The sequence below is a fragment of the Fodinicurvata sp. EGI_FJ10296 genome (assembly GCF_040712075.1).
In the GTDB taxonomy this organism is placed as follows: Bacteria; Pseudomonadota; Alphaproteobacteria; order DSM-16000; family Inquilinaceae; genus JBFCVL01.
The window spans coordinates 348,001-373,130 of the sequence record NZ_JBFCVL010000004.1; the positions used below are offsets into that span (position 1 = coordinate 348,001).

Consider the following 25,130-nt stretch of genomic DNA (forward strand, 5'->3'; position numbering starts at 1 on the left):
TCAGATGCCTGTCATACGGCCGCGCGGCAACTGCACGCCGAGACCATAGGTAAAAACGGCCCACATGCCGCCGACCGTGGCCACGGCCACAGCGGCGTACATAATGAAATGACCGGGAGATCGATGTCCCAGAACAGCCTGCATCGCAAATGTGAACAGCATTCCGGCCACCAGAATTCCGAGCGATCGAAGGCCCAGCAGGAACACGAAGAACAGACTAAAGCAGACGATCGGATTCCGGTAATAGGCCAGCCAGTCGCGAAACGAGTCGAAATCCGGTTTTTCCGGTGGATCGCCTTCCCGTAGCGCCTTGATCAGCAGCGCGACCGACAGAAGAAACATCGGGACCAGAATCACCCGCGGCCACACTTCCGCGCCAATAGCGGCGAACGGTGCGCGGCGAACGTCGAAAGTCGTCCAGAAGAACGCAAGCGTCAGACCGATCAAGACGAGCGCGACGACGACGTCGCGCGATACCCTGGACATCAAACCCCCGTCATTTTCTGCTGGAATTGCCGACAAGCGATCGGGCCGGCCGAGCGGTATCTGCCGCTCGGCCGGCCCCAATCAATCGACGCCGTCGTTCAACGCGGCCATTCCGGTTGGATCAGCCTTCGGGATTATAGAGGCCAATCGCGATGGCGATACGCTCGTGGAGTTCATAGTTGTCTTCCATGAACGCGGCATAATCTTCGGCGTTCATGTAGCGAACGCTGGTGCCGGCGCCTTCCAGGGCCTCGGCAACCTCCGGCGCTTCCATGGCTTCGCCGAAAAGATCCTCGTAGTACGAGATGATCTCGGCATCCGTGCCTGGAGGCGCAACGACCCCCCGGCTCAGCCCGTATTCAACATCATAGCCCTGCTCGGCGAGGGTCGGGATGTCCGGAGCGGTCGGATCGCGTTCCGGCAAGGCAATGCCGAGCGCCTTCAACTCTTCGTCCTCGATGTACTGGTTGGCGGTGATGATGTTCATCTCGCCCAGATCGACAGTACCGGCCAGCATGCCCGTCAACCGCTCGCGCGTCCCGTCGAACGGCACGTGGTTGAATTCGACACCGGCTTCGTCTTCGATCATCAGGAAGATGAAATGGCTGGTCGACCCGATGGTCGATCCTGCAGAAATCTCACCGGGATTGGCCTCGGCATGCTCGATCATGCCCGACATGTCGTCATAGGGCGTTCCGAGCGCAGCGCCGACCACTGACGGCGTATAGGTGAGCAGTGAAATCGTGTCGAATTCATCCCAGTTGAAATCGACACGTTCGGTCAGATAACTGGTGATCGCGCTGTCGTGAAGTGCAAGAAGCGTGCAGCCGTCGGCGTCGGCATCGAGGACTTCCGCGGCACCGCGGTTGCCGCCCTGACCGCCCACATTGACGACGCGTAGCTCCGGATCGGCGCCGAGTTCGTTGGCCTTTTCCACGACCTGACGGAATATGATATCGGTATCGCCGCCGGCACCCCAAGGAACGATCAACTGAACCGAGTTGCAGGGCAAATCCAGACCATCCTGCGCCTGGGCATCGACGGCTGCCATGCCAGACACGCCATAAGCGAGCGCCACAGCAGATACAATCATTCCCGATTTACGTAACATCATAGCATTCTTCCTTCCCTGTTCACTTGTGACCGCACTTGCCCGAAGGACGAAGCTGGTGGACAGATTCTTTGCAAACATCTATCCCGCTACGATCACGTTCCCCTAAAATGCATGAATATGATGGAGTGTCCAGACTATGGTGGAGGGAAAATTGAATCGCGACGGGAACCGCCCCCTGCGGATCGGTCTGGCGGGCCTGGGCGCCGTCGGCATTCCGGTCGCCGAACATCTCGACCGCGGCATCGACGGCCTGGTGCTTTCTGCGGTGGCGGTGCGCGACCGTGAGAAGGCCCGCCGCCACGTCGAGGGATTCGCGACAGTGCCGGAAATCGTCGACATTGACGCTCTGGCCGAGCATGCCGACGTCGTCGTAGAGGGGCTTCCGGCCAGTCTTTTCAGAAGCGTCGCCGAACCGATATTGAAAAAGGGCGGCATATTCGTGCCGGCCTCGGTCGGCGCCCTGCTGACGAATTTCGATCTCGTGGATCTCGCCCGCGCCCATGGCGGCCGCATCATCGTCCCGACCGGCGCCCTGCTCGGCCTCGACGCGGTCCGCGCGGCGGCACAAGGGACGATCAACAGCATCACCATGACGACCCGGAAGCCCCCCGGCGGTCTTGCCGGTGCGCCGTATCTTCTTGAGCATGGTCCGTCGATGGACTCCATTACCGAGCCGACGATGGTTTTCGAGGGCACCGCCCGCGAGGCGGCCGCCGGATTCCCGGCCAATCTGAACGTCGCCGTCGCGCTCAGCCTTGCGGGAATAGGCCCGGACAAGACCCGGCTGCAGATCTGGGCCGATCCGACGGTGACGCGCAACACGCACATCATCGACGTCGATTCCGACAGCGCGCGGTTCCATCTGAAGATCGAAAACATTCCCAGCGACATCAACCCGCGCACGGGCCGGATCACCGGACTGAGCGTGGTCGCAGCCTTGCGGTCACTGGTCGACCCCCTGAGAGTCGGCACATGATCTCGTCATTGTGATGCCGACAGGGTTTGACTTGCCGGCACAGATAGGTCGGATTGGCGGGCCGGAATGAACACCGGCCCGCCGAACCGTGCCTACATGACCACCGTGCGCAGTTGATAACCGTCGCCCGTCGGGATCAGAATGCTGCCGGCCGGCTGACTGTTGGGTCCGAATCCCTGGAGATAGCGCAGGTACTCTTCCATCACGACCGGCACGATGTTGTCGTTCAATTGTTGAGCGACCTGTCCGGCCATCGTCCCGTCACCGCCGCATGCGGCAACCATGGACCCCCAGACGGACGAAACCTTGTATCGCGTCGCTTCGTGCTGCGCAGAGCGCACCACTGACAGCAGATGATAGTATTTCCGAAGCTGCTCGGCAGCCTCGGCTGTTATACTGGCACTCATCGACATATCTGCCAGCTGCATGACACTGTCAGCCTGCGGACTGGACGGATTGAGCTGATCGGAAGCCGAGCGGAAATTCTCCAGATCGGTGCTGCTGAGATACTCCGGCGTGTCCACATGCATCCAGGCCGCGAAATAGCAGCCCTGGTATCGTGCGGCGACTTCGACGCTGCCCGGATTGAACCTTGTCATGATCCAGTTGATGTCCAGCATCGGATCGCTGAATCCGCCCAGACCCGTAGCGCCGGTATTGGCGTTATTCCCTCTTCCGCGTCTGAACATCTTCGGAAGCGAAATCGATTTTCCAAACAGTTTCGGCATGCCACCCCTCGCTGAAAAGAACGCAGTCACGCCCGGCCGATTATCCCGGTCGTTCACCTCGACTGCACAGCCCGGAATGCATAACAATAGATCGGAAGCAGAAATTCAACAGATTTGTAGGTAGTTTCCTTGCGCCATGCGCGCAGAACGAGCGATCGCATGGATCATCCCGCCGCCACCCCCCAAAAGGCGCGGCGGGCGGCCACCTGAATCAGGGCGACGATCACCGGCATGACCAGCACAGCGAGCGACCCCAGCATGGTCACGCTCATGCCCAGCCATAGCAACACCAAAGCGGGCACGACCCGGGCCATGAACGCCGGCACCGGCGGTCCGGGTGGCACGAGATCTGCAGGATGACGGCGAAGCATCAGGCTGAGCGGCAGAACGAGAATGCCGACCCCCGGCCAAAGCAGAGCGACACCCGACAGAACCACCAGACCGATGCTGACCTGTAGCTGCACGACCGTAAGGATGAAGAGCCCGAGCGAGATCGGACCCATATCACCCCCAGATCCGGCAGCGACGTAGAGCAGATAGAGCGACAGGCTCACACAACCGGCCGCGCCAAGGACCCATATCGCCCCCCAGGGGACGTCGCCCTGGGTCTCGATCGGCTTGTATCCATCGGCCAGCGCCGCCACCCTGAATGCCCCCAGCAGAAAGATGCCGGGCAGCACGAACTGAAAGGCACGCCCGGTCAGGGTAAGGCCGGCGGATATCAGAAAGGCCGCCGCCAGCGACCCCACGACCATGGCGGCATAGAGAACGATCCAACCCGTCAGGGCATTGCGCAGAACCCTCAGGCCGTCCAGGAGCAACGCCGGAATATCGGCCAACGCCGATGGATCGAAGCGTTCGGGCGCGTCGGGATGACTGTTGCCGCTTTGCCGCATCATGGACATCATGCCTCGATGATCCCGAGACGCCAACGCGCCAGGGACCCACAACTGGACCATCCGGATTCCGGGTACCCAACTCCCGACGCCAATGGATGATCCCGATCCGGGATCCGATTTTCAGAGCCGAATCGGGAAAACTTCGCTCAGGCGCCGGTATCCGCCCTCAGACCGGCGGCTTCGATTCCGGCAACGGCAGCGGCCTCATCGTTGTCGGAGAGATCGCCGGAGATTCCGACAGCGCCGAGCAGCCGGCCAGCCTCGTCGCGCACCAGCACACCGCCGGGAACCGGCACCATGGATCCGCCGACGACGTGCGAGACGGCCGACATGAAATAAGCCTGATCCTGAGCGCGCTTGTCCAGAGCACGGCTTCCCATGCCCAGCGCCAGGGCGCCATAAGCTTTTCCGTGAGCGATCTCTGCCCGCTTCAGGCTGACGCCGTCCTCGGACTCGGCCGCCTTCAGGGCCCCGCGACTGTCGAGCATGATCACGGACAAGGGCTTCAGCTTCAGCTCTCGCCCATGGGCAAGGGCCCTGGAAACGATTGTGCGGGCTTGATCCAGGCTAAGGTCAGACATTCAGGACTCCGTCGATTCAGCGATTCATGGCATTGTGGCCCGGTCGCGGTCCGACTGCAACCGAATGGAACCACAGCGATACCGGTACCCCAGAGTATGACGTGTGCCAGAGTATGATTATGCCGAATGAAGGGATGCCCAACGAGCAGCCGTCGACAGCCGACATGGGCCCCCATGTGCTGGTCGTCGACGACGATACCCGCCTCAGGTCTCTTCTCCGGCGTTATCTGACCGACAACGCCTTTACCGTTTCAGCCGCCGCCGACGCGGCAGAAGCCCGTTCGGCGCTGCGGCTGTTCAGTTTCGATATCCTCGTCGTCGACGTCATGATGCCGGGTGAAAACGGCATCGAGCTGGTTCGATCGATCCGCGACACCGTGCCGTCGGGCATCCTGTTGCTGACCGCGCGGGGCGATCCGCAGGACCGCATCACGGGGCTCGAAGCCGGCGCCGACGACTACCTCGCCAAACCGTTCGAACCGCGCGAATTGCTTCTGCGCCTGACCAACATCCTCAAACGCATCCGCACGGCGCCGGAGGTCAACGATCAGGCACTGCTACGCCTGGGCGAGCATGTGTTCGACAGCCGGCGGCGCGAACTGAGCCAGAATGGCCGCCCCGTTCGGCTGACCAGCGCCGAGATCGCGCTGTTGGGGGTGCTGGCCGATCAGCCGGGCCAGCCGATGAGCAGGGAAGAGATGATGGAGCGGACCGGCATCGGCGGCAGCCTGCGCAGCATCGACGTGCAGGTGACCCGGCTGCGCCGGAAGGTCGAACCCGACGCCAAGGCGCCGCGCTACCTCCAGACCGTGCGTGGTGAAGGCTATGTGCTGAGGCCGGACGGATAATGACGGTGTTCCATCGTTCGCGACGCTTCCTGCCTCGTCCGGACAGGCGGTTCTGGGACCGGGTTATTCGCTCGGCGGCGGATCTGGCGCTCGGCAGACCGGTGTTCCGCTTTTTCAAACGATTCCTTCCCAAGACGCTCTTCGGCCGGACCTTGGTCATCATCGTAACGCCCGTTTTGCTGACCCAGGCAATCGCCACCTATTATTTTTACGAGCGGCATTGGGACACCATGACACGGCGGCTGGCCGTCGCCGTGGCCAGTGAGACGGCAATGTTCGTCGAGGATTTCGCCGATGCGCCGTCCGATCAGGACCGCCGGCGGCTGGCCGACAAGGTCCGCCGCAACCTTTCGATCCTGGTGACGCATCGCCCGGGTGAAACCCTGCGCCCGTCAGAGCCGGCGCGCGGCTATCTGTTTCTGACCGACGTGCTCGAAGCCGAACTGGAGATCACTCTCGACCGCCCTTTTACCTTGAATCCGGACTTCGCCCATAACTGGATCGAAATCGCCGTCCTGATGGACGACGGTATCCTTGAAGTGCTGGTCCCGCGCCAGCGATTGTTCAGCTCGACCAGTCAGGTCTTCATCGTCTGGATGGTCGGGTCGGGCATGATCCTTTTTTCAGTGGCCGTCCTTTTCATGCGCAACCAGATCCGTCCAATACGCCGTCTTGCCCGTGCGGCGGAAAATTTCGGCAAAGGGCGTGAAGTTCAGACATTCCGTCTGGAAGGCGCGACCGAAGTGCGTCAGGCAGCCAGAGCATTCCTGGTGATGCGTGAAAGGCTGCAACGCCAGATCAGCCAGCGCACGGAGATGCTGGCCGGCGTCAGCCACGACCTCCGCACACCGTTGACCCGCATGAAGCTGCAACTGGCCATGCTTGGCGACGGTCCCGAGATCGAAGATCTCAAAGCCGATGTCATGGAAATGGAGGCCATGGTCGACGGATATCTGGCTTTCGCCCGGGGCGAGGGCACCGAAGATCTGGCGCCGATCGATATCGGCGCATTGGTCGACAGCGTCGCAGCCGATGGGCGGCGCGTCGGGGCCGAACGCGGTGTCTCGATCACCGTCGATATCGCCGACGACGACCTGGAAATTCCCGCCCGGGAAAATGCCCTGCGACGGTGCTTTGGCAACCTGATCGCGAATGCCGTTCGCTTCGGCAACAATGTCAGGGTCGCGGTGCGCCGTCGGGATTTCGAAACCGGCGACGACGATCCGGAATTCGAGGGATTAAGTGGGTCGTACGTCTATGTGACCATCGATGACGATGGTCCCGGCATCCCGGACTCGCAACTCGAAACCGTGTTCAAGCCTTTCCTGCGCCTGGACGCGTCCCGCAACGCCGCGACCGGCGGCAGCGGTCTGGGACTGTCGATCGCCCGCGACATCGCGCGCAGTCACGGTGGCGACGTCAAACTGGCAAACCTTGCCGGTTCGCAGCCCCCAGAAGACGGGCACGCCCACGCCGCCGGCGGATTGCGGGCGACCGTCCGGCTGCCCGTCTGACGCGAGATCGTCTCAGGCAGCGCCCGACGATCAGGGTGTGGAGATCACCATTTCCGCTATCGATCTCGATGTATTTATACCGTAGCGGTCAGGTCGCGGGCTATCAGGAGGATGGAACCCGGATCAGAGCCTCAGCCGGCCGTCAATGCATCCGCGAACCGTTGGGCGACGGATGATCCGGCCGGATCAGACTGATGGCGCCATCGGCATCCGCAACGCCAAGGATCAGAACCTCGGACAGAAACGGGCCGATGCGCTTGGGCGGAAAATTCACGACCGCCATAACCTGCCGCCCGACAAGATCCTCCGCGCGATAGAGATCGGTTACCTGCGCGGAACTGACCTTGATACCGATATCCGGCCCCAGATCGATCGTCAGCTTGAAAGCCGGCTTCCGGGCCTCGGGAAACGCGTCGGCGGCCGTTACGGTGCCAACGCGGATATCAACCGCCAGAAAATCCTCGAACCCGATCGTCATGCCCCTCTCCCGCACTGCCCGATACTCGAAAACCCGCCACTCGGAAAAATGCGCCCGAATGAGACACGGATTGCTGGTAGCCGGACAGCCGGCGGGAATCAAGAGGCGCAAACATTCAAGCCGGAATCATCCTTGATGATCCCGGCTCCATGTCCGCTGTGCGGGCGCTTGACGGACGCTATGCGTCCGAAGCGCTTTCAGCCAGATTAGTTGGCCTTCTTGCCGGCTTCCTTGCCCGCGTCGTTGAACGAAGCGGCGGTCGTTTTCATTTCGTCCATCATGGAGGTGATGCGGGCATTGACCACATCGGCGGCTTCCGACTGCGACTTCGAAAGAATGTCGCTCATTTCCTTCATCTGGCCCAGCATGCGCTCGAACTGCGCCTTTGCCGTGTCGGCCTGCTTGGAAACACCGTCGGTTCCGTTCGTGGCCATCATGTCGCGGGCCGCAATCATGGCATCGTCCATGTTCTGGCGGGCGATTTCCATCTGCCGCTGAACAAGAGTCTGCATTCCGTCGATGGCAACCTGATTGGCCTTGGTCATCGCCTCGACGTTCCGGCGATGGGTGGTCATCATGGATTCCATGTCGACGTTCGGCATGCGGAAGGCGCCCATCATCTTGGTGACGTCCATTTCGCTAAACGGATTGGTTTGATTGGCCATCTTGAAATTCTCCTGTACCTGGCGATATTGCATCGCAACACTCCACGAAGATGCGCATCCCATTACAATATGTCAACGGGTTTTGTTGTGCAGTGCAACATAGCCGATGCGCTCCGCCCGCAAGGCTGGAAAATTCAAGCCGTATCAGCAACGTAGCCCCCGATTGGCACACCCGGCCAACCAACCGGCACACCGGCGCAAACCGCACGCTAGGCTTGAAGTTCGTCGGTCGGGCCGGAGTCTACCTTGCGCTTTCCACGGCTCCGGGCAGTTTCTGCGGCCCGCACGAAGAACCGGTCGAGCGCTTCCAGACGCGGCGTCAGGCTGGACGCCCACTGCTCGGCCTGGGAAAGCCTTTGGTCGAGGGCGGCCATCGTCCTGGCCATGTCGGCGCTGTCGTCGGCGGCCCAAACCCGCAGGACGGCAATCCACAAAAGGCAAAGCCCCCTGACCGTCGCTCCGCCCGCGACGCCGCGCGCCTCAATTCCTGCCGCTTCGAGCATCCACCGCATCGACGTCTCCAGCCGCGGCACCGAACACAGGGCCACAGCCGGCGATTCAGGCAGTTCCAGCAGAATCGACAGAAAGGCATCGCGGTGTTCATTGAGCACGTCGAACCGCGTCATCAAGACGTCGAACAGCCGTTCCCGGGCCGGATCCTCGTCCTCGACGTCGATCCGACGCAGAACGGCCAGATCGACCGACCGGACGATCAGCGCCAGCAAGCGGCCCCGATCGCCGGCGCAGTCATAGGCATGGGCAATTCCCAGCCCGGCCCGGGCCGCGGCACCAGCCGGGCTTACGCGCCGCCAGCCCTGCTCTGCCGCAATATCCAGCGCAGCCTCGACGAGCTTTTCCGAAGGGTCGGTGGATTTAGCCATAGGTTCAGTATCCTTTAGTTGCCACGACACCCGTCAGTCGGAAAGTTCGCGGCCCCTTGCCGCAGCCGCGGCGACCGCCTCGTCCATCAGGCTTTCCAGGCCGCCATCCTTCATCAGGACCCCGAGCGCCGCTTCAGTCGTTCCACCGGGACTGCTGACATTCTTTCGCAGAACCGACGGTGTCTCATCGCCCTGCTCGACCATCGACGCCGCCCCCCACAGGGTACGCTGCGCCAGCCTGTCGGCAACCTCCGGCGACAGGCCCTGCTTTCGGCCGGCGGCAGCCAGGCATTCGACCATATAAAAGAAATAGGCCGGACCGCTGCCGGAGACACCCGTGACGGCATCGATAAGTTTCTCGTCTCCGACCCATTCGACGGAACCCGCGGCGCGCATCGCGCGGTCGCAAAGGGCGATCTGAGCATCGTCGACGCCCGGCCCCGCGAACAGCCCCGAAGCGCCCTGTCCGAGCGCTACCGGAATGTTGGGCATGGCTCTGACGACCCGCGCCTCGGCCCCGAGAATGCGCCGGAAGAAATCGATCGACTTGCCGGCCGCAACCGACAGAAAGACGCGCTCAGCCGTTGCCAGTCCGGCATAGGCAGGCAGAACGTCCGCCATCACCTGCGGTTTGACGGCCAGAACGACAAGCGCCGCCGAGGCCGGGTCGCGGACTCCGCCAAAGTCGGACACGACCGTCAGCCGGTCGTCCCTGGGCAGATCGGCGGCAACCGGATCGACCACAGTGACGTCGCCGAAGGCCGGATCGGCCAACCAGCCGCGCAACAGCGCGCCACCCATCTTGCCACAACCGACCAGCAATATTCCCTTACTCATGCCCGATCTCCCAGTAGTATCCCGCGCCGAGACCAGCGCCCAGAAATGTCTTGAAAGCCGTTCCCGGCCGGATCATCCTGTTGCCTGAGTACCGCATTTGCCGAGGCACTTGAACGGTACGCCATTAGAAAGCCTTCTACCCTGAATTGACGACGACCTGGACAGAGAGATCAGACAAGTCGTGACGGTGCTGCCGTCGCCCCGCGCCTATCGACCCGGAGCACCGACGCGCTTTGGCCCTGGATGTTCCAGGCCCGGTCACCTTAGCCCTACCACCATGGCCCTTATACGGAAAGACCATGTCGACAAACCCTGTCATGCCGAAACCCGTTCCCGCAGCACCGACCGCCGCCCATCCGGTCTGGTGGTGCTGGTCTGGCATTGACGGGAAACGATGGCGTCGCGCGCCCGCCTGAATTCCGACTTCCGGTGTTCGGTATCGGCGGCAATGACCGAGGATGAAGGACAGGCGGGCCGGCCGCATCCGGACCGACCGACGGCACGCCGAACTGATCATCCCCGCTTCCGCCGCCGACCGGCGACGCAAATCTCTTCGACAGGTATCCACGATGTCAAAGACCCTGGAAGCGGCGCTTGCCGCCAACCGCCCTTTCTGCCTCTTGCGCCGCGAAGGCGAAGAGGCCGTCCACGTGTTTTCCGGACGCCATCTGGCGCTCGACCGACTGGACGCGATTCCGCGAAAGACCGGCTCCGGCGCCGAGTGCTTCGACACGATCAGCATGATCCCGTTCCACCAGATCCGCGAACGCGGCTTTGTCGCCAAGAGCGACGGCGAGCCGATCCATTGCCTCGAAATCGAGGCCCGCGACGCCGTTCCAACCGCCGAATTGATCGAGCTACTGCCCAACCTCGCCGTTTCGCTGGCGCCCGGTGGCGGCTTCATCGAGAGCGAGGAAAGCTATGCCGACGCGGTCGGCCATGTCATTACCGACGAAATCGGCCGCGGCGAAGGGGCCAATTTCGTCATTCGGCGCACCTATGAAGCGAGGATCGAAGATTTTTCGATACGAACGGCGTTGTCGATCTTTCGCCATCTGCTGGAAAACGAAACCGGGGCCTACTGGACGTTTCTGACCTGGACCGGCGAGAAATGCTTCATCGGCGCCACGCCGGAGCGCCACATATCCTATCGCGACGGCCTGGTCAGTATGAACCCGATCAGCGGCACGTTCCGCAAAACGGAGCACGACCGCAATAGCGCCGTGCCCGCGCTGGCCGAGTTCCTGAAGGACGAGAAGGAAATCTTCGAACTGCTGATGGTGGTGGACGAGGAACTCAAGATGATGGCCGACCTCTGCACCTCGGGCGGCCGGGTCATCGGCCCCCTGCTCAAGGAAATGTCGAAGGTCATTCACACTGAATACCTGCTGGAAGGACGCAGCGACCGGGACATCATCGATCTGCTGCGCGAAAGCATGTACGCCGCGACCGTCACCGGCAGCCCGGTCGAGAACGCGTGTCGGATCATCGACCGCTACGAAACCACGTCGCGGGGCTACTATGCCGCGGTCATGGCGCTGATCGGCCGGGACGCCGCCGGAGGCGACACCCTGGACGCGCCGATCACGATCCGCACGGCCGAAATCGACGCCGATGGCCGCGTCCGGATCGGCGCCGGCGCAACCGTCGTCCGCGACAGCGATCCTGCCTCTGAAACCAAGGAGACGCTGGCCAAGGCAGGCGGCATGCTGGCCGCGCTGGGCGCCGCCCCGGCGGGTGCCCGGCCCGGCTATGCCCTGGGCGCCGCCCTTGGCGATCCGGGCATCACCGCCGCGCTGGCACCACGCAACGCGACGCTGTCCCGGTTCTGGATGGAGGACCAGAGCGCCCACCCACAGCGCCATCCGGCACTGGAAGGGCTTAACGTCCAGATCATGGACAATGAGGACGGCTTCACACGCATGCTGGCCCATCTGCTGCGCACGCTCGGGCTGTCAGTCACCATTGACCGGTACGAGAATTTCAGCCTGGCCGCCGATGCCGACATCGTCATCGTCGGCCCCGGTCCTGGCGACCCGGCTGACGATCACGCGCCAAAGATCGCCCGCATGAATGGTGTCGTTGAATCGTTGCTGGCGGATCAGCGACCATTCTATGCGCTGTGCCTGGGACATCAGGTGCTGTGCCGGCGGTTGGGCATGCCGATTGCCCGGAAGGAACATGCAAGCCAGGGCCATCAGGAGGTTATCGATTACTTCGGGCAGCCGGAACGGGTGGGCTTCTACAATACCTTTGCAGCCCTGGCAGATGCAGCAGCGTCGGCATCTCCGGCCGTCGAGATTGCCGCCGACGGTGTCACCGGCCATGTTCACGCGGTGCGCGGCGCCCATTTCGAGAGCGTCCAGTTTCACCCCGAGTCGATCCTGACCGCAAACAGCCGGGCGCTGGTGGGCGATGCCCTGACCCGCATCGCACCGGTGTGCGCAAAACAGAAGGGCACCGCCCGGCGCGGCTGAGATCAGGTCACGCCGATATCATGACGCGCAATCTCGCGCCACTGGCCGGGCGCGAGGTCGCCGATCGGCGGAACGCCGAGGGCCAGGCCGGCCATCGCGGCCCGCACCAGCCGCAAGGTCGGATGGCCAACCGCCGCCGTCATCCGCCGAACCTGACGGTTGCGGCCTTCCGTCAGGACGAGTTCGAGCCAACTGTCGGGGATTTCGGCGCGATAGCGTATTGGCGGATTGCGCGGCCACAGCGACGGCGGATCGTTCAGCTTCGCCGCTCGGCACGGACGCGTCCGGCGGCCCTGAACGGTAACACCCTCACGCAGCCGCGCCAGCGCCGTATCGTCGGGAACGCCCTCGACCTGAACCCAATAGGTGCGCTCATGCGCCGAGGCAGGCGACAGCAACCGGTTGACAAGCGGCCCGTCGTCGGTCAACAGCAGAAGCCCCTCGCTGTCCCGGTCCAGGCGGCCGGCGGCATAGACGTTCGGCGGCAGCCCGAATCCCGACAGTCCGGAATGACCGTCGGCATCGGTGAACTGGCTGAGTATGCCGAACGGCTTGTTGAACACCACGTATCGGCACGACGAAGGCCGGGATCGCGGCGACACCTTGCCGCGCGAAAGGTCTTTGGGGGGGCGTCTCCTCATCATGGCGTCCGGGAACTATTCCGTTTATGGTGTGATTGGGATGCAATGGGCGGAAAAGCCCGGGATCATCGGATATGGACTGTCGGATCGGGTTGGGGAGCGTTTGTCTGCCGTGTCCGGTCGATGGTCCCAATCATGTTTCGAGGCTGGCTTGGCGATGACTTACGATACCCTGTTCGAACGTGCGATTTCAAATCTCAGAACCGAAGGACGTTATCGTATCTTCGCCGAGTTGGAGCGGCGGGCGGGAGGCTACCCAAGTGCCGCACATCACGGCCTGGACGGCGGCGACGTCACCGTCTGGTGTTCGAACGACTATCTCGGCATGGGTCAGCATCCCGACGTCCTCGCGGCGATGATGGACGGCGTCAAGCGATATGGCGCCGGGGCCGGCGGAACGCGCAACATCTCCGGCACCAACAACCTGCATGTCGCGCTGGAACGTGAGCTGGCGGATCTGCACGGCAAGGATGCCGCGCTGCTCTTTACCTCCGGTTATATCTCGAACGAGGCTACGCTCTCCACGCTGGCAAAAGTGGTGCCGGAATGCGTCGTCTTCTCCGACGCGCTGAACCACGCATCCATGATACAGGGCATCTGCCAGTCCGGGGCCGAACGTCACATCTTCAAGCACAACGACCCTGACGATCTCGACCGCCTCATGAGCCGGTACCCGAAGGACCGTCCCAAACTCGTCGCCTTCGAAAGCGTCTATTCGATGGACGGCGATATCGCGCCGATCGCAGAACTCTGCGATGTCGCGGACCGACACAACGCCATGACCTATCTGGACGAGGTTCATGCCGTCGGCATGTACGGACCGCGTGGCGGCGGCGTGGCCGAGCGCGATGGCCTGATGGATCGTCTGACCGTCATCGAGGGAACGCTGGGCAAAGCCTATGGCGTCATGGGCGGCTATATCGCCGCGTCTGCATCGCTGGTCGACGTCATAAGGTCATATGCACCGGGGTTCATCTTCACGACCGCGTTGCCGCCTGCAGTCACCGCTGCAGCATTGGCCAGCGTCCGCCATCTGAAAAACAGCGACGAAGAGCGTCTGCGCCACCAGGAACGCGCCCGGACGCTGAAATCGATGCTGGCGGACGCCGGACTGCCGGTGATTCCGTCAGCCAGTCATATCGTTCCGGTTCTGGTCGGCGATCCGCGGCTATGCAAACAGGCCAGCGACGAGTTGCTGAACCGCCACCGGATCTATGTCCAGCCCATCAACTATCCGACGGTGCCCCGTGGAACGGAACGGTTGCGCCTGACGCCCAGCCCGTTCCACGACGACACACAGATGGCGCGGGTCGTCGAGGCGCTTCGCGATGTCTGGGATCAGCTTTCCATCCGGGATGCCGCCGCCTGATCGGGCATCGTTCCCGGCTCCCCAACCGATGGATCGACTCGCGCGGCCTCGGGTTCCGGCGCCCTGGGTCCAAGCGGATCGACGCCCACGGAACCGAACGCCCCCCCGTTGACGTCGGTTTCGGGGAACGGCTCGTCTCCGAGAACATCCTCGATATAGAGCTTCTGGACCAGGACCAGCCCGACGACCGACAGCGGCATCGCGAGCGCAATGCCCATGAACCCGAACATCACGCCCATGATGATCTGTGCTGCCAAAGTCAGTGCCGGCGGCATTGCGATGGTGCGGCGCAGCAGCAGCGGCGTGATGATATAGCCTTCGACCGTTTGCACGACTGCGTACAGCAACGTTACATAAGCCGCATCGGCCCAGCTCTCGCCGACGCCGACGATGATGGCGGGAATGGCCGCGATTATCGGCCCCAGATAGGGAATGAAGGTCAGCAGCGTGGCAATGACGGCAAGCGTCAGGGCAAGCGGTATGTCGAGCAGGATCAGACCGATCCAGGTCAGGCCGCCTGCAATAAGCATCGACAGCGCCCGTGCGAACAACCATCGGCCCAGCGTTCGTCCGAGCAGGCACATGACCTCATCGATCCGGTTCCGGCGCTCCAGCGGAAACAGATACACCACACCACGCCGATAGGTGCCGGGTTCGGCGGCGCCGTAGAGACCGATGAAACCGATGACGATCATGCCGCCGATTACCTGCGACGTCGTACTGGCAACCCCCGTGATATGGCCGAAAATATTGAAAGCTTCGGTGAACAGGCGCTGAACGGCGCCTTCCCAGTCCGCCTCGATCGAATCGCCCCAGTTGCTTTCGGCCAGCGCCGTCTGAAGGTCCTGGATCGTGGCCTGGGTCACCGAGAGCAATTGGTTGACCTGAAGTGTGACCTCGGGGCCGATCTGCAAAGCGAACAGCGCCAGTACCAGAAAAAGACAAACCAGAACGACACTGAGTGCGGCGCCTCGTCCGAGGCCGCTGCGATTCATGATCGCAATCGTCATGGCATTCAGGAAGACGGCGAGCAATGCCCCGGCCGTCACGACAAGAATGGCCTGACCGGCGATGACCATCAGAAAAACGGCCGCAGCCGACAACAAGGCGATCCGCAGGATCATTCCGGACTCCCGCATTCCGGACGTCGTCGTTTGAGACCCCGGAGACAAGGGACGCCCGGTTTCCACGTTACCTATCGACAATAATTTTCTGGGCATCGCAGCGGCTCGCCAATACCTTTCCCTCAAGCGGGGTGCAGCCGCAACCCGTTCAGAGGAACAACAACCCGTCGGATCGTTTGGTTCCCGGGAACGCGCCCCTTCCAATTCGAAGCGGAAGTGTTTACCCCTGATCAAACGCAATCATTGCGACGGTCTCGGCCAATGGTTCCAAGGAGCGGTCCGCCATGCGATCAGCGCACCCGTCCCGTACATCCATGACGACGGAGGACGCGGACGTCCTCGCCTATAAGGTCATCATGCACATCGTGGCGGAGGAGCATCTGCTTCTGCGGTTCCTGTCGTTGACGGGTCTGACGTCCGACGATCTGCCCACGGCAATTCGAAACCGCAGCACTCTGGCGGGCGCGATGGATTTCCTGATGCAGCACGAGCCGGATCTCATGACCTTCTGCGAGAATGCCGGCGTTCAGCCGGAATCGATCCGCCGGGCCCGCTCGCTGCTTCCGGATCCGCCCGACTCCTACTAGTTTCCCGACCTCAATACCCATCACGGGGCCACTGCCGGTCCCGTCATGCTGGAGTTCGACCGAAGGATGAAACCGGACACGATTCTCACGAACGCCACCGTCATCGCCGATCCCGGCTCGATCCTTCGCTCCGGGACCGTGGCGATCGCCGATGGACGGATCATCGACGTCGACGACAAGCCGACGGCCGATCCGGCGGCCGAGGATCTGGGCGGGGCGTATCTGATACCGGGTCTGATCGAACTGCACACCGACACACTGGAACGCCACGTCCAGCCGCGATCCTGGGTTCTGTGGGACCCGTTCTCCGCCGCCGTCGCCCATGACGGACAGATCGTCATGTCGGGTATCACCACCGTGTTCGATGCCCTGGCAATGGTCGGCGGCCGCGATCGGGGAAGCCGGCACAAGGTCATCGGACCGATGGTCGAGGGGTTGACCGCCGCCGCCGAAGCCGGAACGCTGCGCGCCACGCATTTCATCCATCTGCGGTGTGAGGTGCCCGACCCGGACCTGTTCGACCTCATGGAACCGCATCTGGCCAACCCGCTGGTGCAGTTCCTGTCGATCATGGACCATACGCCGGGTCAACGACAGTTCGCCGATCTGGATCTGTTCAGGGAAATCCACCGGAAATCGCTCAACGCCACCGACGCGGAACTCGACGCCGAGATCAGCAGCCGTCAGGCGCTTGCCCGCGATCATGCCGCCCCCAACCGCGCCCGGCTGGCCAAACTGGCGCAGCAACGGCACTTTCCCGTTGCCAGTCACGACGACGAAACGCCCGCCCATGTCCGCGAGGCGGCCGAAACCGGCGCCGTGGTCAGCGAATTCCCGACCACACTTGCAGCCGCCAGCGCAGCCCGCGATCACGGAATGAAAATCCTGATGGGGGCGCCCAATCTGATCCGCGGCGGATCCCATACCGGCAACATCTCTGCCGGCGATCTGGCCGCGGACGGGCTGCTCGACATCCTGTCGTCGGATTACATCCCGATCAGCTTGCTGGCAGGCGCCATGCGGCTGACCCAGGCGCCCTATCATTGGCCATTGGAGCAGGCAATCGCGACGGTCACGGCCACCCCGGCCGATGTTGCCGGGTTGAGCGACCGAGGGCGGATCGCGCCCGGCAAACGGGCAGATATTGTGATATTCGACCTCGTCCAGGACAGACCGATCATCCGGTCGGTATGGGCGGCGGGAAAGCGCGTGGCCTGAACCGCCGCGGCCGATCCTGGTTTCAGTCCAGCCTGTGAAACCGCGCCCGCATTACCGCCAGAATTCCGTCCAGATCGTCGTTCGCCGAGCAGCGGTTCGTCCGTTCGAATTTGCATCGCCGGCACCGGTGGACGATAACGAAACCGGGCCCACGCTGTTCGACGGCAATCGGCTCCATAAGGCCGCCGCAAGCCGCCGCCCGGTCTCCCGGATGGATATCGACGTGAAGGCTGCAAAGGCAGGACGGGCAGTGGTTCGTATATCCGTCGCCGGTTACGGCCGTGCCACAGTGTGCACAGACGAAATCCTCGACCCGCCGCTGAAAGTTTCGTGCCATGCCCGCTTGTTTGCCCAACCCCCGTTGCGGCGTCAAGCCGGGAGGTCAATCGGACAAGCGACGGCCTGAGATCGCCGGCCCCGAGCCGATCCGCGGCTGACTATCCGGATAGGCGACCCGGTGTTGGCGACCGGGTTCCGGTGCCTCCAGGACACTGCGCACACCATCGGGCCAGATGATTTCGACCCGTTCGACGGCCGCCACGGCCCCCAGCCCGAAATGGGCCACAGGCTCCATCTGACACAGATATCCACTGCCCGCATCGACAACCCGATGCTGACGCCGGCCGCCGGCGTCGCAAAGCACGCTCGCCCCCCGCGCCGGCGCCCCCGCCGCCGTCAATGGCGCAATCCGGATCCAGTTGTGGTCGCGGTCACGAGCCCGGTAGAGCGTCAGCGGCTGCGCGCCGGCTTCGCCATGAGCGATCAGAAGTTCCAGACGTCCATCACCGTCGATATCGGCCACGGCCGCCCCGGTGCCGAGACCGCGCGGCTCGGCGGCCGCGCCGATGTCCACGGCACACCAGGCGTCGTTTCGCCATGCGAACAGCTTGTTCGGCTGGCCGATATTGTTCACGAAGATTTCCTGAAAACCGTCATTGTCGAAATCCGCCGCGATGACGGTCCGTGCGCGCCCGGGTACCATGAAGGACGCCGGCGCCCGATCGATGAAACGGCCGTCAGAACTGCGATGGTAAAGCCGATTGACCCCTTCCCAGTTCACATATGCGAGCCCCGGGGCGAGAACCGGGGCCAGTCCTGGTGCGAACCCGCACCGCGCTGCGTCCGGGGGGTCGAAGACGACCACACCACGGCCATGGGTCAGTCGATCCGATAGTCCCATTTCCGCAGCGACCTCGTCGAACCGGCCGGTGCCGTCGTTTCGGAACAGAAGATTGGCGCCGTTTTCGGTGGCAGCGAAGATATCGGTTCCGGTGCCGAACAGGGGCGCCGTGACCAGCCCCCGCCCCCCTGCAATCACATTGATCCTCGCCTGCCCCGCCATATCCACGAGCCATGGCGGATCGGGCGCTTCGTAGAGACGGAACGGGCCGCCGTAATTCGCCACTACGAACCCGTACCGCCCATTGCCGTACCGATCCAGCGCCGCAACGGAGCGCCCGGCGGTCACGTTGCGAACACCGCGATTTTCGCTCAGCCGGAAGATATCGGTCAATTCGCCGCCGATCCGGCTGAACAACCGGTCGCCCTGCCGCTTGGGCCCGGCGAATGTATCGGTATTGAGGATGTAGACCTCTTCGAGGCCGTCGCCATCGATATCCGCCGCCGCGATGCCGATAGAGCGGCTTTCCGGATCGGCGATTGCAGCATCGGCAACGTCGAACAGCGCCGCGCCGTCCCATTTCAATACCTGGGTCGGGCAGCCGAATCCGGTGACGATGATCTCGAACGCGCCGTCGCCATCGATATCCGTGACGCAGACACCGTAGTGAAGCTGGGCCGGGTTGCCGGCCAGGCAGTGCGCGCCGTCTATGAACATCGGATAACGCCACCTACGCCGAGAGGTTGCGGAAATCTCTGGTACAGAAGCCTTAAGGATTGATCATGAACTATATTCCCCCCTATTGGCAACAAGCACCATAGCAGGTGGCGGTACAGGATCCATGCATGAAGCGGGCAGGAACGCGGCATAAGTCTAGCCGGGTCAGGCCGGCATCAAATGTCTTTAAGTCTTCCGCGATTGCCGATAATGAGTCCATCCAAATGTTGTTGCGCTGCAGCACGCCGCACCGCCGCGAGATCTCTGTCGGCTCGAAGGAATGTCCATGATTGACGTCATTTCCATTCTGGCGCCGGTGCTCGTTCCGGTTTTTCTCTGCGTTGCAATCGGCGTCGCGTGGTCGAAACTCGGCTATCGTTACGAGACGGCGTTTATCTCGCGTCTGATATTCAGTGTCGGGACACCGTGCCTGGCATTTTCCGCGCTGACCTCGCACGATCTGGCGCTCGACGATTTCGGCGTCATGGCGCTGGTGGCTCTGATGGCGTTCACCATCTTCGGGCTCGTCGGGGCGCTGCTGCTTCGCGCGATGAGGCAGCCCGTGCGGGCGTTCCTGCCCTCGGTCATGCTGCCCAATGTCGGCAATATGGGGCTGCCGATCGCTCTTTTCGCCTATGGCGAGGCGGGGTTGGCGCTGGCGGTCGTTTTCTCGGCTTCGGGCACCTTCGCCCATTTCACCGTCGGCGTCAGTCTGGCGTCCGGAAGGTTCTCGATCAGGACGCTCGTCACTTCTCCGGCCATCATCGCCATTGTCGTCGCGGTCGGCTTCATCGCGTTCCAGGTGGACCCGCCGGTGTGGCTGGCGAATACCACCGGGCTGCTTGCCGGCATGACGATCCCGATCATGCTGATTTCGCTGGGCGTTTCCCTTGCCGGGCTGGAAGTCCGGAATCTGGGCCGGGCATTTGCCATAAGCGGTGTGCGCCTGGGCCTGGGCGCGGCGACGGGGTTCGCGCTCGCCTACCTCATGGATCTGGGTCCAATGGAAGCCGGTATCGTCATTATCCAGTGCTCGATGCCGGCTGCAGTGCTGAACTATCTTATGGCGGCGCGCTACAACGGCCCGGCCGAGGACATCGCCGGCGTCGTCGTCGTCTCCACGCTGATGATGTTCCTGTTGCTGCCGCTGCTGTTGCTGGCAATTCTGTGATGGTCGACAGGACGCCGTCGGTCCATCGCCGGTCAGTCGTCGGGCGATACCTTGCCCGCCTCGATCTGCGCCCGGCGGCGGCGGTATTCTTCCTCCGGGATCAGCCCGCGCTTGAACATGGCGTCGAGTGCATGGAGCGCCTGGCCGATGCCGCCGTCTTCGCCACCGCCGTCATTACCGCTTTCCGCGTCGGTACCCGCCGTCGTGGCGGATGGCGCGCGCCGGGTCGACGGTTTTTCGCCCCACACCGATTTGAACCCCCTGGTCATACGATCACCCTCTTTTCCCAAATGGCCGGCGCGCTGCGGCATGCCGCCCCCTTTGCCGCCGGGCGGCGGGGAGGCTACAGTATCGTCAAGGGGCCAGACGCTCTCAAGCACTATCTTACGACCGGCGCCGAACCGAACCTTCCCATTCGAAATAATCGAGTATCATGAGCAAACGCCTGATCCGAATCGCCATCCTGTCCATCCCGACACTGATCGTCGCGGCGATCGTCGCCTATATTTCGCTGCCCGACCGCACAGCCGGCCCGAACGCCCAGTCCCAGACGGTCGCTTCAAGCCCGGAGATCGGCGGCCCGTTCACCATGGTTGACCACACCGGGCAGGAGGTCTCCAGCAGTGACATGCAGGGCGAGTTCATGCTGCTGTTTTTCGGGTTTACCTATTGCCCCGACATCTGCCCTCAGGAATTGTCGACCATTTCGCGCGTTCTCGACCAATTGGGCGACGACGCCGAGGATCTGAACGCGTTGTTCGTGTCCATCGACCCGGAGCGCGACACACCGGAGGCGATGGCCGATTTCGTCGATCTGTTTCATCCGGACATCACCGGACTGACGGGATCGCCGGAACAGGTCGAGGAAATCGCCTCTGCCTACCGGGTATTCTACCAGCGCGTCGAGAACGACCGGTTCGAGGAATACACCATGGACCACTCGACTTTTACCTATCTGATGGGGCCGGACGGCGAGAATCTGGGCATATTCCCGATCGAACTGGACGCGGAAACCATGACCGCCTCAATTCGAACACTGATGAATGAGTCACTTTAGACAGGGGCGCGATTTGGCAGCTTAGGGAGCAGAGGATGGGCCGTGTCACAGTTCTGCTTTTCGCCGTCGGCGCCGCCATGTTTGTGGGCTCATGCGCCAGTCCGCAGGTCGAGCGGGCCATGGCTGCCCGTCAGTTGCTGGTGGGTATGCCGGAAGCCCAGCTGGTCAGCTGTGCCGGCGTGCCGGTGCGAAGCCGTGTCGACGGCCCGACGGAGTTCATGACATTCCGCACCGACAGGGTGGAGAGCCGCGTCAGCCTGGGCGCCTCGGCGGCGACGGGCGGCAGTGTGGGGTTCGGCGCCGGTTTTGCGGTACCGCTGGGTGCTCAGACCCGCTATTCCAGTTGCGAGGCAACAGTGACGCTTCATAACGGCATCGTTCAGCAAGTGGCCTATAACACCGCCGGCGGATCGGGCACCAGCCGCTTTGGCCAGTGCGCGCCGATCTTTCAAACCTGCCTGGATTCCCTGACAGCGCCATAGTGCTGCGGCGGCGGGCGTCCGTGTCGGAAAACGGGCCGAAGATGTCGCTCGAACCGTTGACTTCGGTCCGCCGACGCGGAACATTGCCGGCCATGAATGCGAGCCCCGTCAGGCGGGGGCGGTCTGGCGGTGGCTGTCCGGCGGACCGTAATCGATACGCCACCACGAGGAGTGTGACGGATGAAGATCCTGGTGCCCGTCAAAAGGGTGATAGACTACAACGTGAAAGTTCGGGTCAAGTCCGATCAGACCGGCGTAGAACTGGCCAACGTGAAGATGTCGATGAACCCGTTCGACGAGATCGCGGTGGAACAGGCGATCCGGATGAAGGAAGCCGGTGTCGCGACGGAAGTCGTGGTCGTCTCGCTCGGGCCGCAACAGTGCCAGGAAACATTGCGCAACGGTCTTGCAATGGGGGCCGATCGCGGCATCCACATCCTGCATGACGCGGAATTGCAGCCGCTGGCCGTGGCAAAGATGCTCAAGGCGCTGGTCGACGAAGAAGACCCGCAACTCGTCATCCTGGGCAAGCAGGCGATCGACGACGACAGCAATCAGACCGGCCAGATGCTGGCCGCGCTGCTGGGCTGGCCGCAAGGCACGTTCGCATCCAGGGTCGAGCCCTCGGACGACGGCGTGACGGTGACCCGCGAGATCGATGGCGGACTGGAAACGGTCTGGCTGAAGCTGCCGGCGGTGATCACCACCGATCTGCGCCTGAACGAGCCACGCTACGCCTCGCTACCGAACATCATGAAGGCCAAGAAAAAGCCGATCGACAGCCGTCAGGCAGCCGATCTCGGGCTCGACATCGCGCCCCGGCTCGAAACGCTGAAGGTCGAGGAACCGCCCCAGCGCAAGGGTGGCGTCAAGGTCGCGGACGTGGCCGAACTGGTGGACAAGCTGCGCAACGACGCGCGCGTCATTTGATCGGTTTCGTGACCGAAGGAAGAGGGTAATATCCATGAGCATCCTGGTATTTGCCGAACATACCGACGGCGCGATCGCGGGAGCGACGCTCAGCGCGGTGACCGCGGCGCAGCGGCTGTCGGAAGCCGATGGCGGGGCGGAAATCCATGTTCTGGTCGCGGGCTCCGGCTGCGACGCCGCGGCCAAGGCGGCATCGACGATTGCCGGCGTCTCCAAGGTATTGTGCGCCGATTCCGCCCATCTGGAGCACAGCCTCGCCGAGACCGCAGCGCCGACACTGGTATCGGCGGTCAAGAGCGGCTCGTACCGCTATGTTCTGGCCGGGGCGTCGAATTTCGGAAAGAACGTCATGCCGCGGGTTGCCGCGCTTCTCGACGTGCAGCAGATCAGCGAGATCCAGTCGGTTGAATCCGCCGACACCTTCAAGCGGCCGATCTATGCCGGTAACGCGATTGCGACGGTCAAGTCTTCCGACGCCACCAAGGTAATCACCGTGCGCGGCACCTCGTTCGACCCGGCTCCGGCCGAGGGTGGCAGTGCGTCCATTGAATCGATATCAGCCGGCGAAGACCCGGGACTGTCGCGCTATGTCGGCGCCGAGCTCAGCAGTTCCGACCGGCCGGAACTGACGGCTGCACGGGTTGTGATCTCCGGCGGCCGTGGTCTGGGATCAGGCGAGAACTTCAAGATTCTGGAAGGCGTCGCCGACAAGCTGAACGCGGCGATCGGCGCGTCACGGGCCGCGGTCGACGCCGGCTTCGTGCCCAATGACTATCAGGTCGGCCAGACCGGCAAGGTCGTCGCCCCCGACCTCTACATCGCGGTCGGTATCTCCGGCGCGATTCAGCATCTGGCCGGGATGAAGGACAGCAAGGTCATCGTCGCCATCAACAAGGACGAGGACGCGCCGATCTTCCAGGTAGCCGATTATGGCCTGGTCGCCGATCTGTTCACGGCCGTGCCCGAACTGGAAAAGGCGCTGTAGCCTCTGTCGATACGCCGCTGGAAGTTACTGCACCCGATCCCGGGTCTCCGGCGCGCCACTCTCGTGACGCGCCGTGCACGGGAATTGGAGAAGGTGGAAACTCGCCTCTTCCACACCCCGGAAGCGCGAAGCTCTGTTTGGCAACTGTGTTTGTCAATGCAGCATCCGCCCCCTATCTCATCCCCCGAGGTGCGAAGCACCATCCGGGGTCCACACGCACCGGTAGAGAGCTGATAGTGTGGTCCCCGGATCAGCGCCGCGTCACGTCCGTGCCGCAGCGCGTCCGGGGAAGGGGAATTCTCCCGCCCGCTACCATCATGATAGCAAAAGCGCGACACACAGGGTTCTACACGCACCGCATGAACTTCGTCGCCTTTCGCGCGCCGCAATCCGCCCGGCGTGAGGGTTAACCGACCCTTGAAACACGCCCTTCCCGATGTCATTTCACGTTTGCATTCACCCAAATGGCTATTCAGCCATCGTTTCACAATCCCCATCCGTGAATTCCCGGACACACAAAGGGCACTGTATGATTACGCTTTATACCTGGGCGACGCCCAACGGATTCAAGGTTTCCATGTTGCTTGAGGAATTGGGCCTCCCCTACGAGGTCGTGCCCGTGAATATCGGCGCCGGCGACCAGTTCAAGCCGGAATTCCTGGAGATCAGCCCGAACAACAAGATACCGGCGATCGTCGACACCGACGGCCCTGATGGAAAACCGATCAGCATCTTTGAATCCGGCGCTATCCTGATCTATCTGGCGGAAAAGACGAAGAGCAGCTTCCTGCCCGCTGATCCACGGCAACGTTACGAAGTCCTGCAATGGCTGATGTGGCAGATGGGCGGATTCGGCCCGATGCTCGGTCAGGCGCACCATTTCCGGCAGTATGCGCCCGAGCGAATCGACTACCCCTATGATCGCTATACCAACGAAGCTGGTCGGCTCTATAATGTTCTCGACAAGCAACTCGGCAAGGGACGCTTCATGGTCAGCGACACCTATACCATCGCAGATGTCGCCACATGGCCCTGGGCACGAACGATCGAGCGCCAAGGCCACAGCTATGACGACTTCCCGAACGTCAAGCGATGGTTCCAGGAGATTGAAGCCCGCCCGGCAACCGGGAAAGGCGTTAGTCTGCTTCAGGAACTCCGGTCGCCACAGATGGACGACAGTGCCAAGGCTGTGCTGTTCGGCGCCGCGCAGTATCAGCGGCGGTGACAGAAGCGAGCGCAAGGCCG

Annotated in this window: 27 protein-coding genes; 13 read left to right on the top strand and 14 right to left on the bottom strand. The window is 62.7% G+C overall.

Annotation, left to right across the window (positions count from 1 at the left end; genetic code table 11):
* Both ABZ728_RS10470 and ABZ728_RS10475 read right to left on the bottom strand, forming a co-directional pair.
* Positions 1–486: a tripartite tricarboxylate transporter TctB family protein gene (locus ABZ728_RS10470; protein WP_366656046.1), complete on the bottom strand. Its 486-nt coding sequence runs from the start codon at positions 484–486 to the stop codon at positions 1–3.
* A 121-nt stretch (positions 487–607) separates the two neighbouring features.
* Positions 608–1,579 (bottom strand): tripartite tricarboxylate transporter substrate binding protein, encoded by a 972-nt coding sequence (locus ABZ728_RS10475; RefSeq protein ID WP_366656047.1) that lies wholly within the window; start codon positions 1,577–1,579, stop codon positions 608–610.
* Positions 1,580–1,736: 157 nt separating this feature from the next.
* Between ABZ728_RS10475 and ABZ728_RS10480 the strand changes: the two genes are divergently transcribed.
* Positions 1,737–2,576, top strand: a complete 840-nt coding sequence (locus ABZ728_RS10480; protein WP_366656048.1) for an aspartate dehydrogenase — start codon at positions 1,737–1,739, stop codon at positions 2,574–2,576.
* A gap of 92 nt (positions 2,577–2,668) precedes the next feature.
* On the opposite strand, the gene ABZ728_RS10485 is transcribed toward ABZ728_RS10480, so the two are convergent.
* The 3 genes from ABZ728_RS10485 to ABZ728_RS10495 form a co-directional block, all read right to left on the bottom strand.
* Positions 2,669–3,304 carry a hypothetical protein gene (locus tag ABZ728_RS10485; protein ID WP_366656049.1) on the bottom strand — a complete coding sequence of 212 codons (636 nt, stop codon included), beginning with the start codon at positions 3,302–3,304 and terminating at the stop codon, positions 2,669–2,671.
* A gap of 164 nt (positions 3,305–3,468) precedes the next feature.
* Complete coding sequence (locus ABZ728_RS10490) at positions 3,469–4,212, bottom strand: hypothetical protein (protein ID WP_366656050.1); 744 nt, start codon at positions 4,210–4,212, stop codon at positions 3,469–3,471.
* Between the two features lie 137 nt (positions 4,213–4,349).
* Positions 4,350–4,784 (bottom strand): heme-binding protein, encoded by a 435-nt coding sequence (locus tag ABZ728_RS10495; protein WP_366656051.1) that lies wholly within the window; start codon positions 4,782–4,784, stop codon positions 4,350–4,352.
* 113 nt (positions 4,785–4,897) lie between these two features.
* Between ABZ728_RS10495 and ABZ728_RS10500 the strand changes: the two genes are divergently transcribed.
* Both ABZ728_RS10500 and ABZ728_RS10505 read left to right on the top strand, forming a co-directional pair.
* A complete protein-coding gene (locus ABZ728_RS10500; protein WP_366656052.1) occupies positions 4,898–5,632 on the top strand; it encodes a response regulator transcription factor in 735 nt (244 codons plus the stop codon).
* Positions 5,632–7,146, top strand: a complete 1,515-nt coding sequence (locus ABZ728_RS10505; protein WP_366656053.1) for an ATP-binding protein — start codon at positions 5,632–5,634, stop codon at positions 7,144–7,146. The genes ABZ728_RS10500 and ABZ728_RS10505 overlap by 1 nt, the downstream gene beginning before the upstream one ends.
* 142 nt (positions 7,147–7,288) lie before the next feature.
* Here the strand turns inward: ABZ728_RS10505 and ABZ728_RS10510 are convergent, their stop codons facing one another.
* From ABZ728_RS10510 to proC, 4 genes are all read right to left on the bottom strand, one after another.
* Complete coding sequence (locus ABZ728_RS10510) at positions 7,289–7,624, bottom strand: tRNA-binding protein (RefSeq protein WP_366656054.1); 336 nt, start codon at positions 7,622–7,624, stop codon at positions 7,289–7,291.
* Between the two features lie 206 nt (positions 7,625–7,830).
* Positions 7,831–8,289, bottom strand: a complete 459-nt coding sequence (locus ABZ728_RS10515) for a phasin family protein (protein WP_366656055.1) — start codon at positions 8,287–8,289, stop codon at positions 7,831–7,833.
* Positions 8,290–8,498: 209 nt separating this feature from the next.
* Positions 8,499–9,170 carry a TetR family transcriptional regulator gene (locus ABZ728_RS10520; protein ID WP_366656056.1) on the bottom strand — a complete coding sequence of 224 codons (672 nt, stop codon included), beginning with the start codon at positions 9,168–9,170 and terminating at the stop codon, positions 8,499–8,501.
* Positions 9,171–9,203: 33 nt separating this feature from the next.
* Entirely contained in the window at positions 9,204–10,007 is an 804-nt protein-coding gene (proC, locus tag ABZ728_RS10525) for a pyrroline-5-carboxylate reductase (RefSeq protein ID WP_366656057.1), read from the bottom strand.
* 569 nt (positions 10,008–10,576) lie between these two features.
* Between proC and ABZ728_RS10530 the strand changes: the two genes are divergently transcribed.
* A complete protein-coding gene (locus ABZ728_RS10530; protein ID WP_366656058.1) occupies positions 10,577–12,484 on the top strand; it encodes an anthranilate synthase family protein in 1,908 nt (635 codons plus the stop codon).
* A 2-nt stretch (positions 12,485–12,486) separates the two neighbouring features.
* On the opposite strand, the gene ABZ728_RS10535 is transcribed toward ABZ728_RS10530, so the two are convergent.
* Positions 12,487–13,128 (bottom strand): pseudouridine synthase, encoded by a 642-nt coding sequence (locus ABZ728_RS10535; protein WP_366656059.1) that lies wholly within the window; start codon positions 13,126–13,128, stop codon positions 12,487–12,489.
* 154 nt (positions 13,129–13,282) lie between these two features.
* On the opposite strand from ABZ728_RS10535, the gene hemA reads away from it, so the two are divergent.
* Positions 13,283–14,494, top strand: coding sequence for a 5-aminolevulinate synthase (gene hemA / locus ABZ728_RS10540; RefSeq protein WP_366656060.1), 1,212 nt, complete (start codon positions 13,283–13,285; stop codon positions 14,492–14,494).
* Here the strand turns inward: hemA and ABZ728_RS10545 are convergent.
* Positions 14,464–15,618: an AI-2E family transporter gene (locus tag ABZ728_RS10545; protein WP_366656061.1), complete on the bottom strand. Its 1,155-nt coding sequence runs from the start codon at positions 15,616–15,618 to the stop codon at positions 14,464–14,466. The two genes, hemA and ABZ728_RS10545, sit on opposite strands and share 31 nt — an antisense overlap.
* A gap of 284 nt (positions 15,619–15,902) precedes the next feature.
* Here ABZ728_RS10545 and ABZ728_RS10550 point away from each other — a divergent pair, with 284 nt between their 5' ends.
* Both ABZ728_RS10550 and ABZ728_RS10555 read left to right on the top strand, forming a co-directional pair.
* The gene (locus tag ABZ728_RS10550; RefSeq protein ID WP_366656062.1) at positions 15,903–16,205 is read left to right on the top strand and encodes a DUF3572 domain-containing protein; all 303 of its coding nucleotides are present in this window, start codon (positions 15,903–15,905) and stop codon (positions 16,203–16,205) included.
* 66 nt (positions 16,206–16,271) lie between these two features.
* On the top strand, positions 16,272–17,423 hold the full coding sequence (locus ABZ728_RS10555; RefSeq protein WP_366656063.1) for an alpha-D-ribose 1-methylphosphonate 5-triphosphate diphosphatase: 1,152 nt from the start codon (positions 16,272–16,274) through the stop codon (positions 17,421–17,423).
* Between the two features lie 22 nt (positions 17,424–17,445).
* On the opposite strand, the gene ABZ728_RS10560 is transcribed toward ABZ728_RS10555, so the two are convergent.
* Both ABZ728_RS10560 and ABZ728_RS10565 read right to left on the bottom strand, forming a co-directional pair.
* On the bottom strand, positions 17,446–17,760 hold the full coding sequence (locus tag ABZ728_RS10560) for an RNHCP domain-containing protein (RefSeq protein ID WP_366656064.1): 315 nt from the start codon (positions 17,758–17,760) through the stop codon (positions 17,446–17,448).
* 45 nt (positions 17,761–17,805) lie between these two features.
* On the bottom strand, positions 17,806–19,260 hold the full coding sequence (locus ABZ728_RS10565; RefSeq protein ID WP_366656065.1) for a CRTAC1 family protein: 1,455 nt from the start codon (positions 19,258–19,260) through the stop codon (positions 17,806–17,808).
* Between the two features lie 286 nt (positions 19,261–19,546).
* Between ABZ728_RS10565 and ABZ728_RS10570 the strand changes: the two genes are divergently transcribed.
* A complete protein-coding gene (locus ABZ728_RS10570; RefSeq protein WP_366656066.1) occupies positions 19,547–20,431 on the top strand; it encodes an AEC family transporter in 885 nt (294 codons plus the stop codon).
* A 32-nt stretch (positions 20,432–20,463) separates the two neighbouring features.
* On the opposite strand, the gene ABZ728_RS10575 is transcribed toward ABZ728_RS10570, so the two are convergent.
* On the bottom strand, positions 20,464–20,700 hold the full coding sequence (locus ABZ728_RS10575; RefSeq protein ID WP_366656067.1) for an SHOCT domain-containing protein: 237 nt from the start codon (positions 20,698–20,700) through the stop codon (positions 20,464–20,466).
* A 164-nt stretch (positions 20,701–20,864) separates the two neighbouring features.
* On the opposite strand from ABZ728_RS10575, the gene ABZ728_RS10580 reads away from it, so the two are divergent.
* The 5 genes from ABZ728_RS10580 (at position 20,865) to ABZ728_RS10600 (ending at position 25,110) form a co-directional block, all read left to right on the top strand.
* Positions 20,865–21,488, top strand: coding sequence for an SCO family protein (locus tag ABZ728_RS10580; protein ID WP_366656068.1), 624 nt, complete (start codon positions 20,865–20,867; stop codon positions 21,486–21,488).
* A 35-nt stretch (positions 21,489–21,523) separates the two neighbouring features.
* Entirely contained in the window at positions 21,524–21,970 is a 447-nt protein-coding gene (locus ABZ728_RS10585) for a hypothetical protein (protein WP_366656069.1), read from the top strand.
* 180 nt (positions 21,971–22,150) lie between these two features.
* Positions 22,151–22,900, top strand: coding sequence for an electron transfer flavoprotein subunit beta/FixA family protein (locus tag ABZ728_RS10590; protein WP_366656070.1), 750 nt, complete (start codon positions 22,151–22,153; stop codon positions 22,898–22,900).
* 34 nt (positions 22,901–22,934) lie between these two features.
* Entirely contained in the window at positions 22,935–23,885 is a 951-nt protein-coding gene (locus tag ABZ728_RS10595; RefSeq protein ID WP_366656071.1) for an FAD-binding protein, read from the top strand.
* 529 nt (positions 23,886–24,414) lie between these two features.
* On the top strand, positions 24,415–25,110 hold the full coding sequence (locus ABZ728_RS10600) for a glutathione S-transferase N-terminal domain-containing protein (protein ID WP_366656072.1): 696 nt from the start codon (positions 24,415–24,417) through the stop codon (positions 25,108–25,110).
* Positions 25,111–25,130: the final 20 nt, after the last annotated feature.

Excerpts from the sequence above, each read along its gene's own strand:
- ABZ728_RS10600 (WP_366656072.1), top strand. The coding sequence starts at position 24,415 with ATGATTACGCTTTATACCTGGGCGACGCCCAACGGATTCAAGGTTTCC.
- ABZ728_RS10560 (WP_366656064.1), bottom strand. The coding sequence starts at position 17,760 with ATGGCACGAAACTTTCAGCGGCGGGTCGAGGATTTCGTCTGTGCACAC.
- hemA (WP_366656060.1), top strand. The coding sequence starts at position 13,283 with ATGACTTACGATACCCTGTTCGAACGTGCGATTTCAAATCTCAGAACC.
- ABZ728_RS10530 (WP_366656058.1), top strand. The coding sequence starts at position 10,577 with ATGTCAAAGACCCTGGAAGCGGCGCTTGCCGCCAACCGCCCTTTCTGC.
- ABZ728_RS10515 (WP_366656055.1), bottom strand. The coding sequence starts at position 8,289 with ATGGCCAATCAAACCAATCCGTTTAGCGAAATGGACGTCACCAAGATG.
- ABZ728_RS10505 (WP_366656053.1), top strand. The coding sequence starts at position 5,632 with ATGACGGTGTTCCATCGTTCGCGACGCTTCCTGCCTCGTCCGGACAGG.
- ABZ728_RS10565 (WP_366656065.1), bottom strand. The coding sequence starts at position 19,260 with ATGTTCATAGACGGCGCGCACTGCCTGGCCGGCAACCCGGCCCAGCTT.
- ABZ728_RS10480 (WP_366656048.1), top strand. The coding sequence starts at position 1,737 with ATGGTGGAGGGAAAATTGAATCGCGACGGGAACCGCCCCCTGCGGATC.
- ABZ728_RS10520 (WP_366656056.1), bottom strand. The coding sequence starts at position 9,170 with ATGGCTAAATCCACCGACCCTTCGGAAAAGCTCGTCGAGGCTGCGCTG.
- ABZ728_RS10545 (WP_366656061.1), bottom strand. The coding sequence starts at position 15,618 with ATGATCCTGCGGATCGCCTTGTTGTCGGCTGCGGCCGTTTTTCTGATG.
- ABZ728_RS10495 (WP_366656051.1), bottom strand. The coding sequence starts at position 4,784 with ATGTCTGACCTTAGCCTGGATCAAGCCCGCACAATCGTTTCCAGGGCC.
- ABZ728_RS10490 (WP_366656050.1), bottom strand. The coding sequence starts at position 4,212 with ATGATGTCCATGATGCGGCAAAGCGGCAACAGTCATCCCGACGCGCCC.
- ABZ728_RS10570 (WP_366656066.1), top strand. The coding sequence starts at position 19,547 with ATGATTGACGTCATTTCCATTCTGGCGCCGGTGCTCGTTCCGGTTTTT.
- ABZ728_RS10585 (WP_366656069.1), top strand. The coding sequence starts at position 21,524 with ATGGGCCGTGTCACAGTTCTGCTTTTCGCCGTCGGCGCCGCCATGTTT.
- ABZ728_RS10595 (WP_366656071.1), top strand. The coding sequence starts at position 22,935 with ATGAGCATCCTGGTATTTGCCGAACATACCGACGGCGCGATCGCGGGA.
- ABZ728_RS10470 (WP_366656046.1), bottom strand. The coding sequence starts at position 486 with ATGTCCAGGGTATCGCGCGACGTCGTCGTCGCGCTCGTCTTGATCGGT.
- ABZ728_RS10500 (WP_366656052.1), top strand. The coding sequence starts at position 4,898 with ATGATTATGCCGAATGAAGGGATGCCCAACGAGCAGCCGTCGACAGCC.
- ABZ728_RS10590 (WP_366656070.1), top strand. The coding sequence starts at position 22,151 with ATGAAGATCCTGGTGCCCGTCAAAAGGGTGATAGACTACAACGTGAAA.
- ABZ728_RS10580 (WP_366656068.1), top strand. The coding sequence starts at position 20,865 with ATGAGCAAACGCCTGATCCGAATCGCCATCCTGTCCATCCCGACACTG.
- ABZ728_RS10535 (WP_366656059.1), bottom strand. The coding sequence starts at position 13,128 with ATGATGAGGAGACGCCCCCCCAAAGACCTTTCGCGCGGCAAGGTGTCG.
- ABZ728_RS10510 (WP_366656054.1), bottom strand. The coding sequence starts at position 7,624 with ATGACGATCGGGTTCGAGGATTTTCTGGCGGTTGATATCCGCGTTGGC.
- ABZ728_RS10575 (WP_366656067.1), bottom strand. The coding sequence starts at position 20,700 with ATGACCAGGGGGTTCAAATCGGTGTGGGGCGAAAAACCGTCGACCCGG.
- ABZ728_RS10485 (WP_366656049.1), bottom strand. The coding sequence starts at position 3,304 with ATGCCGAAACTGTTTGGAAAATCGATTTCGCTTCCGAAGATGTTCAGA.
- ABZ728_RS10475 (WP_366656047.1), bottom strand. The coding sequence starts at position 1,579 with ATGATTGTATCTGCTGTGGCGCTCGCTTATGGCGTGTCTGGCATGGCA.
- proC (WP_366656057.1), bottom strand. The coding sequence starts at position 10,007 with ATGAGTAAGGGAATATTGCTGGTCGGTTGTGGCAAGATGGGTGGCGCG.
- ABZ728_RS10550 (WP_366656062.1), top strand. The coding sequence starts at position 15,903 with ATGCGATCAGCGCACCCGTCCCGTACATCCATGACGACGGAGGACGCG.
- ABZ728_RS10555 (WP_366656063.1), top strand. The coding sequence starts at position 16,272 with ATGAAACCGGACACGATTCTCACGAACGCCACCGTCATCGCCGATCCC.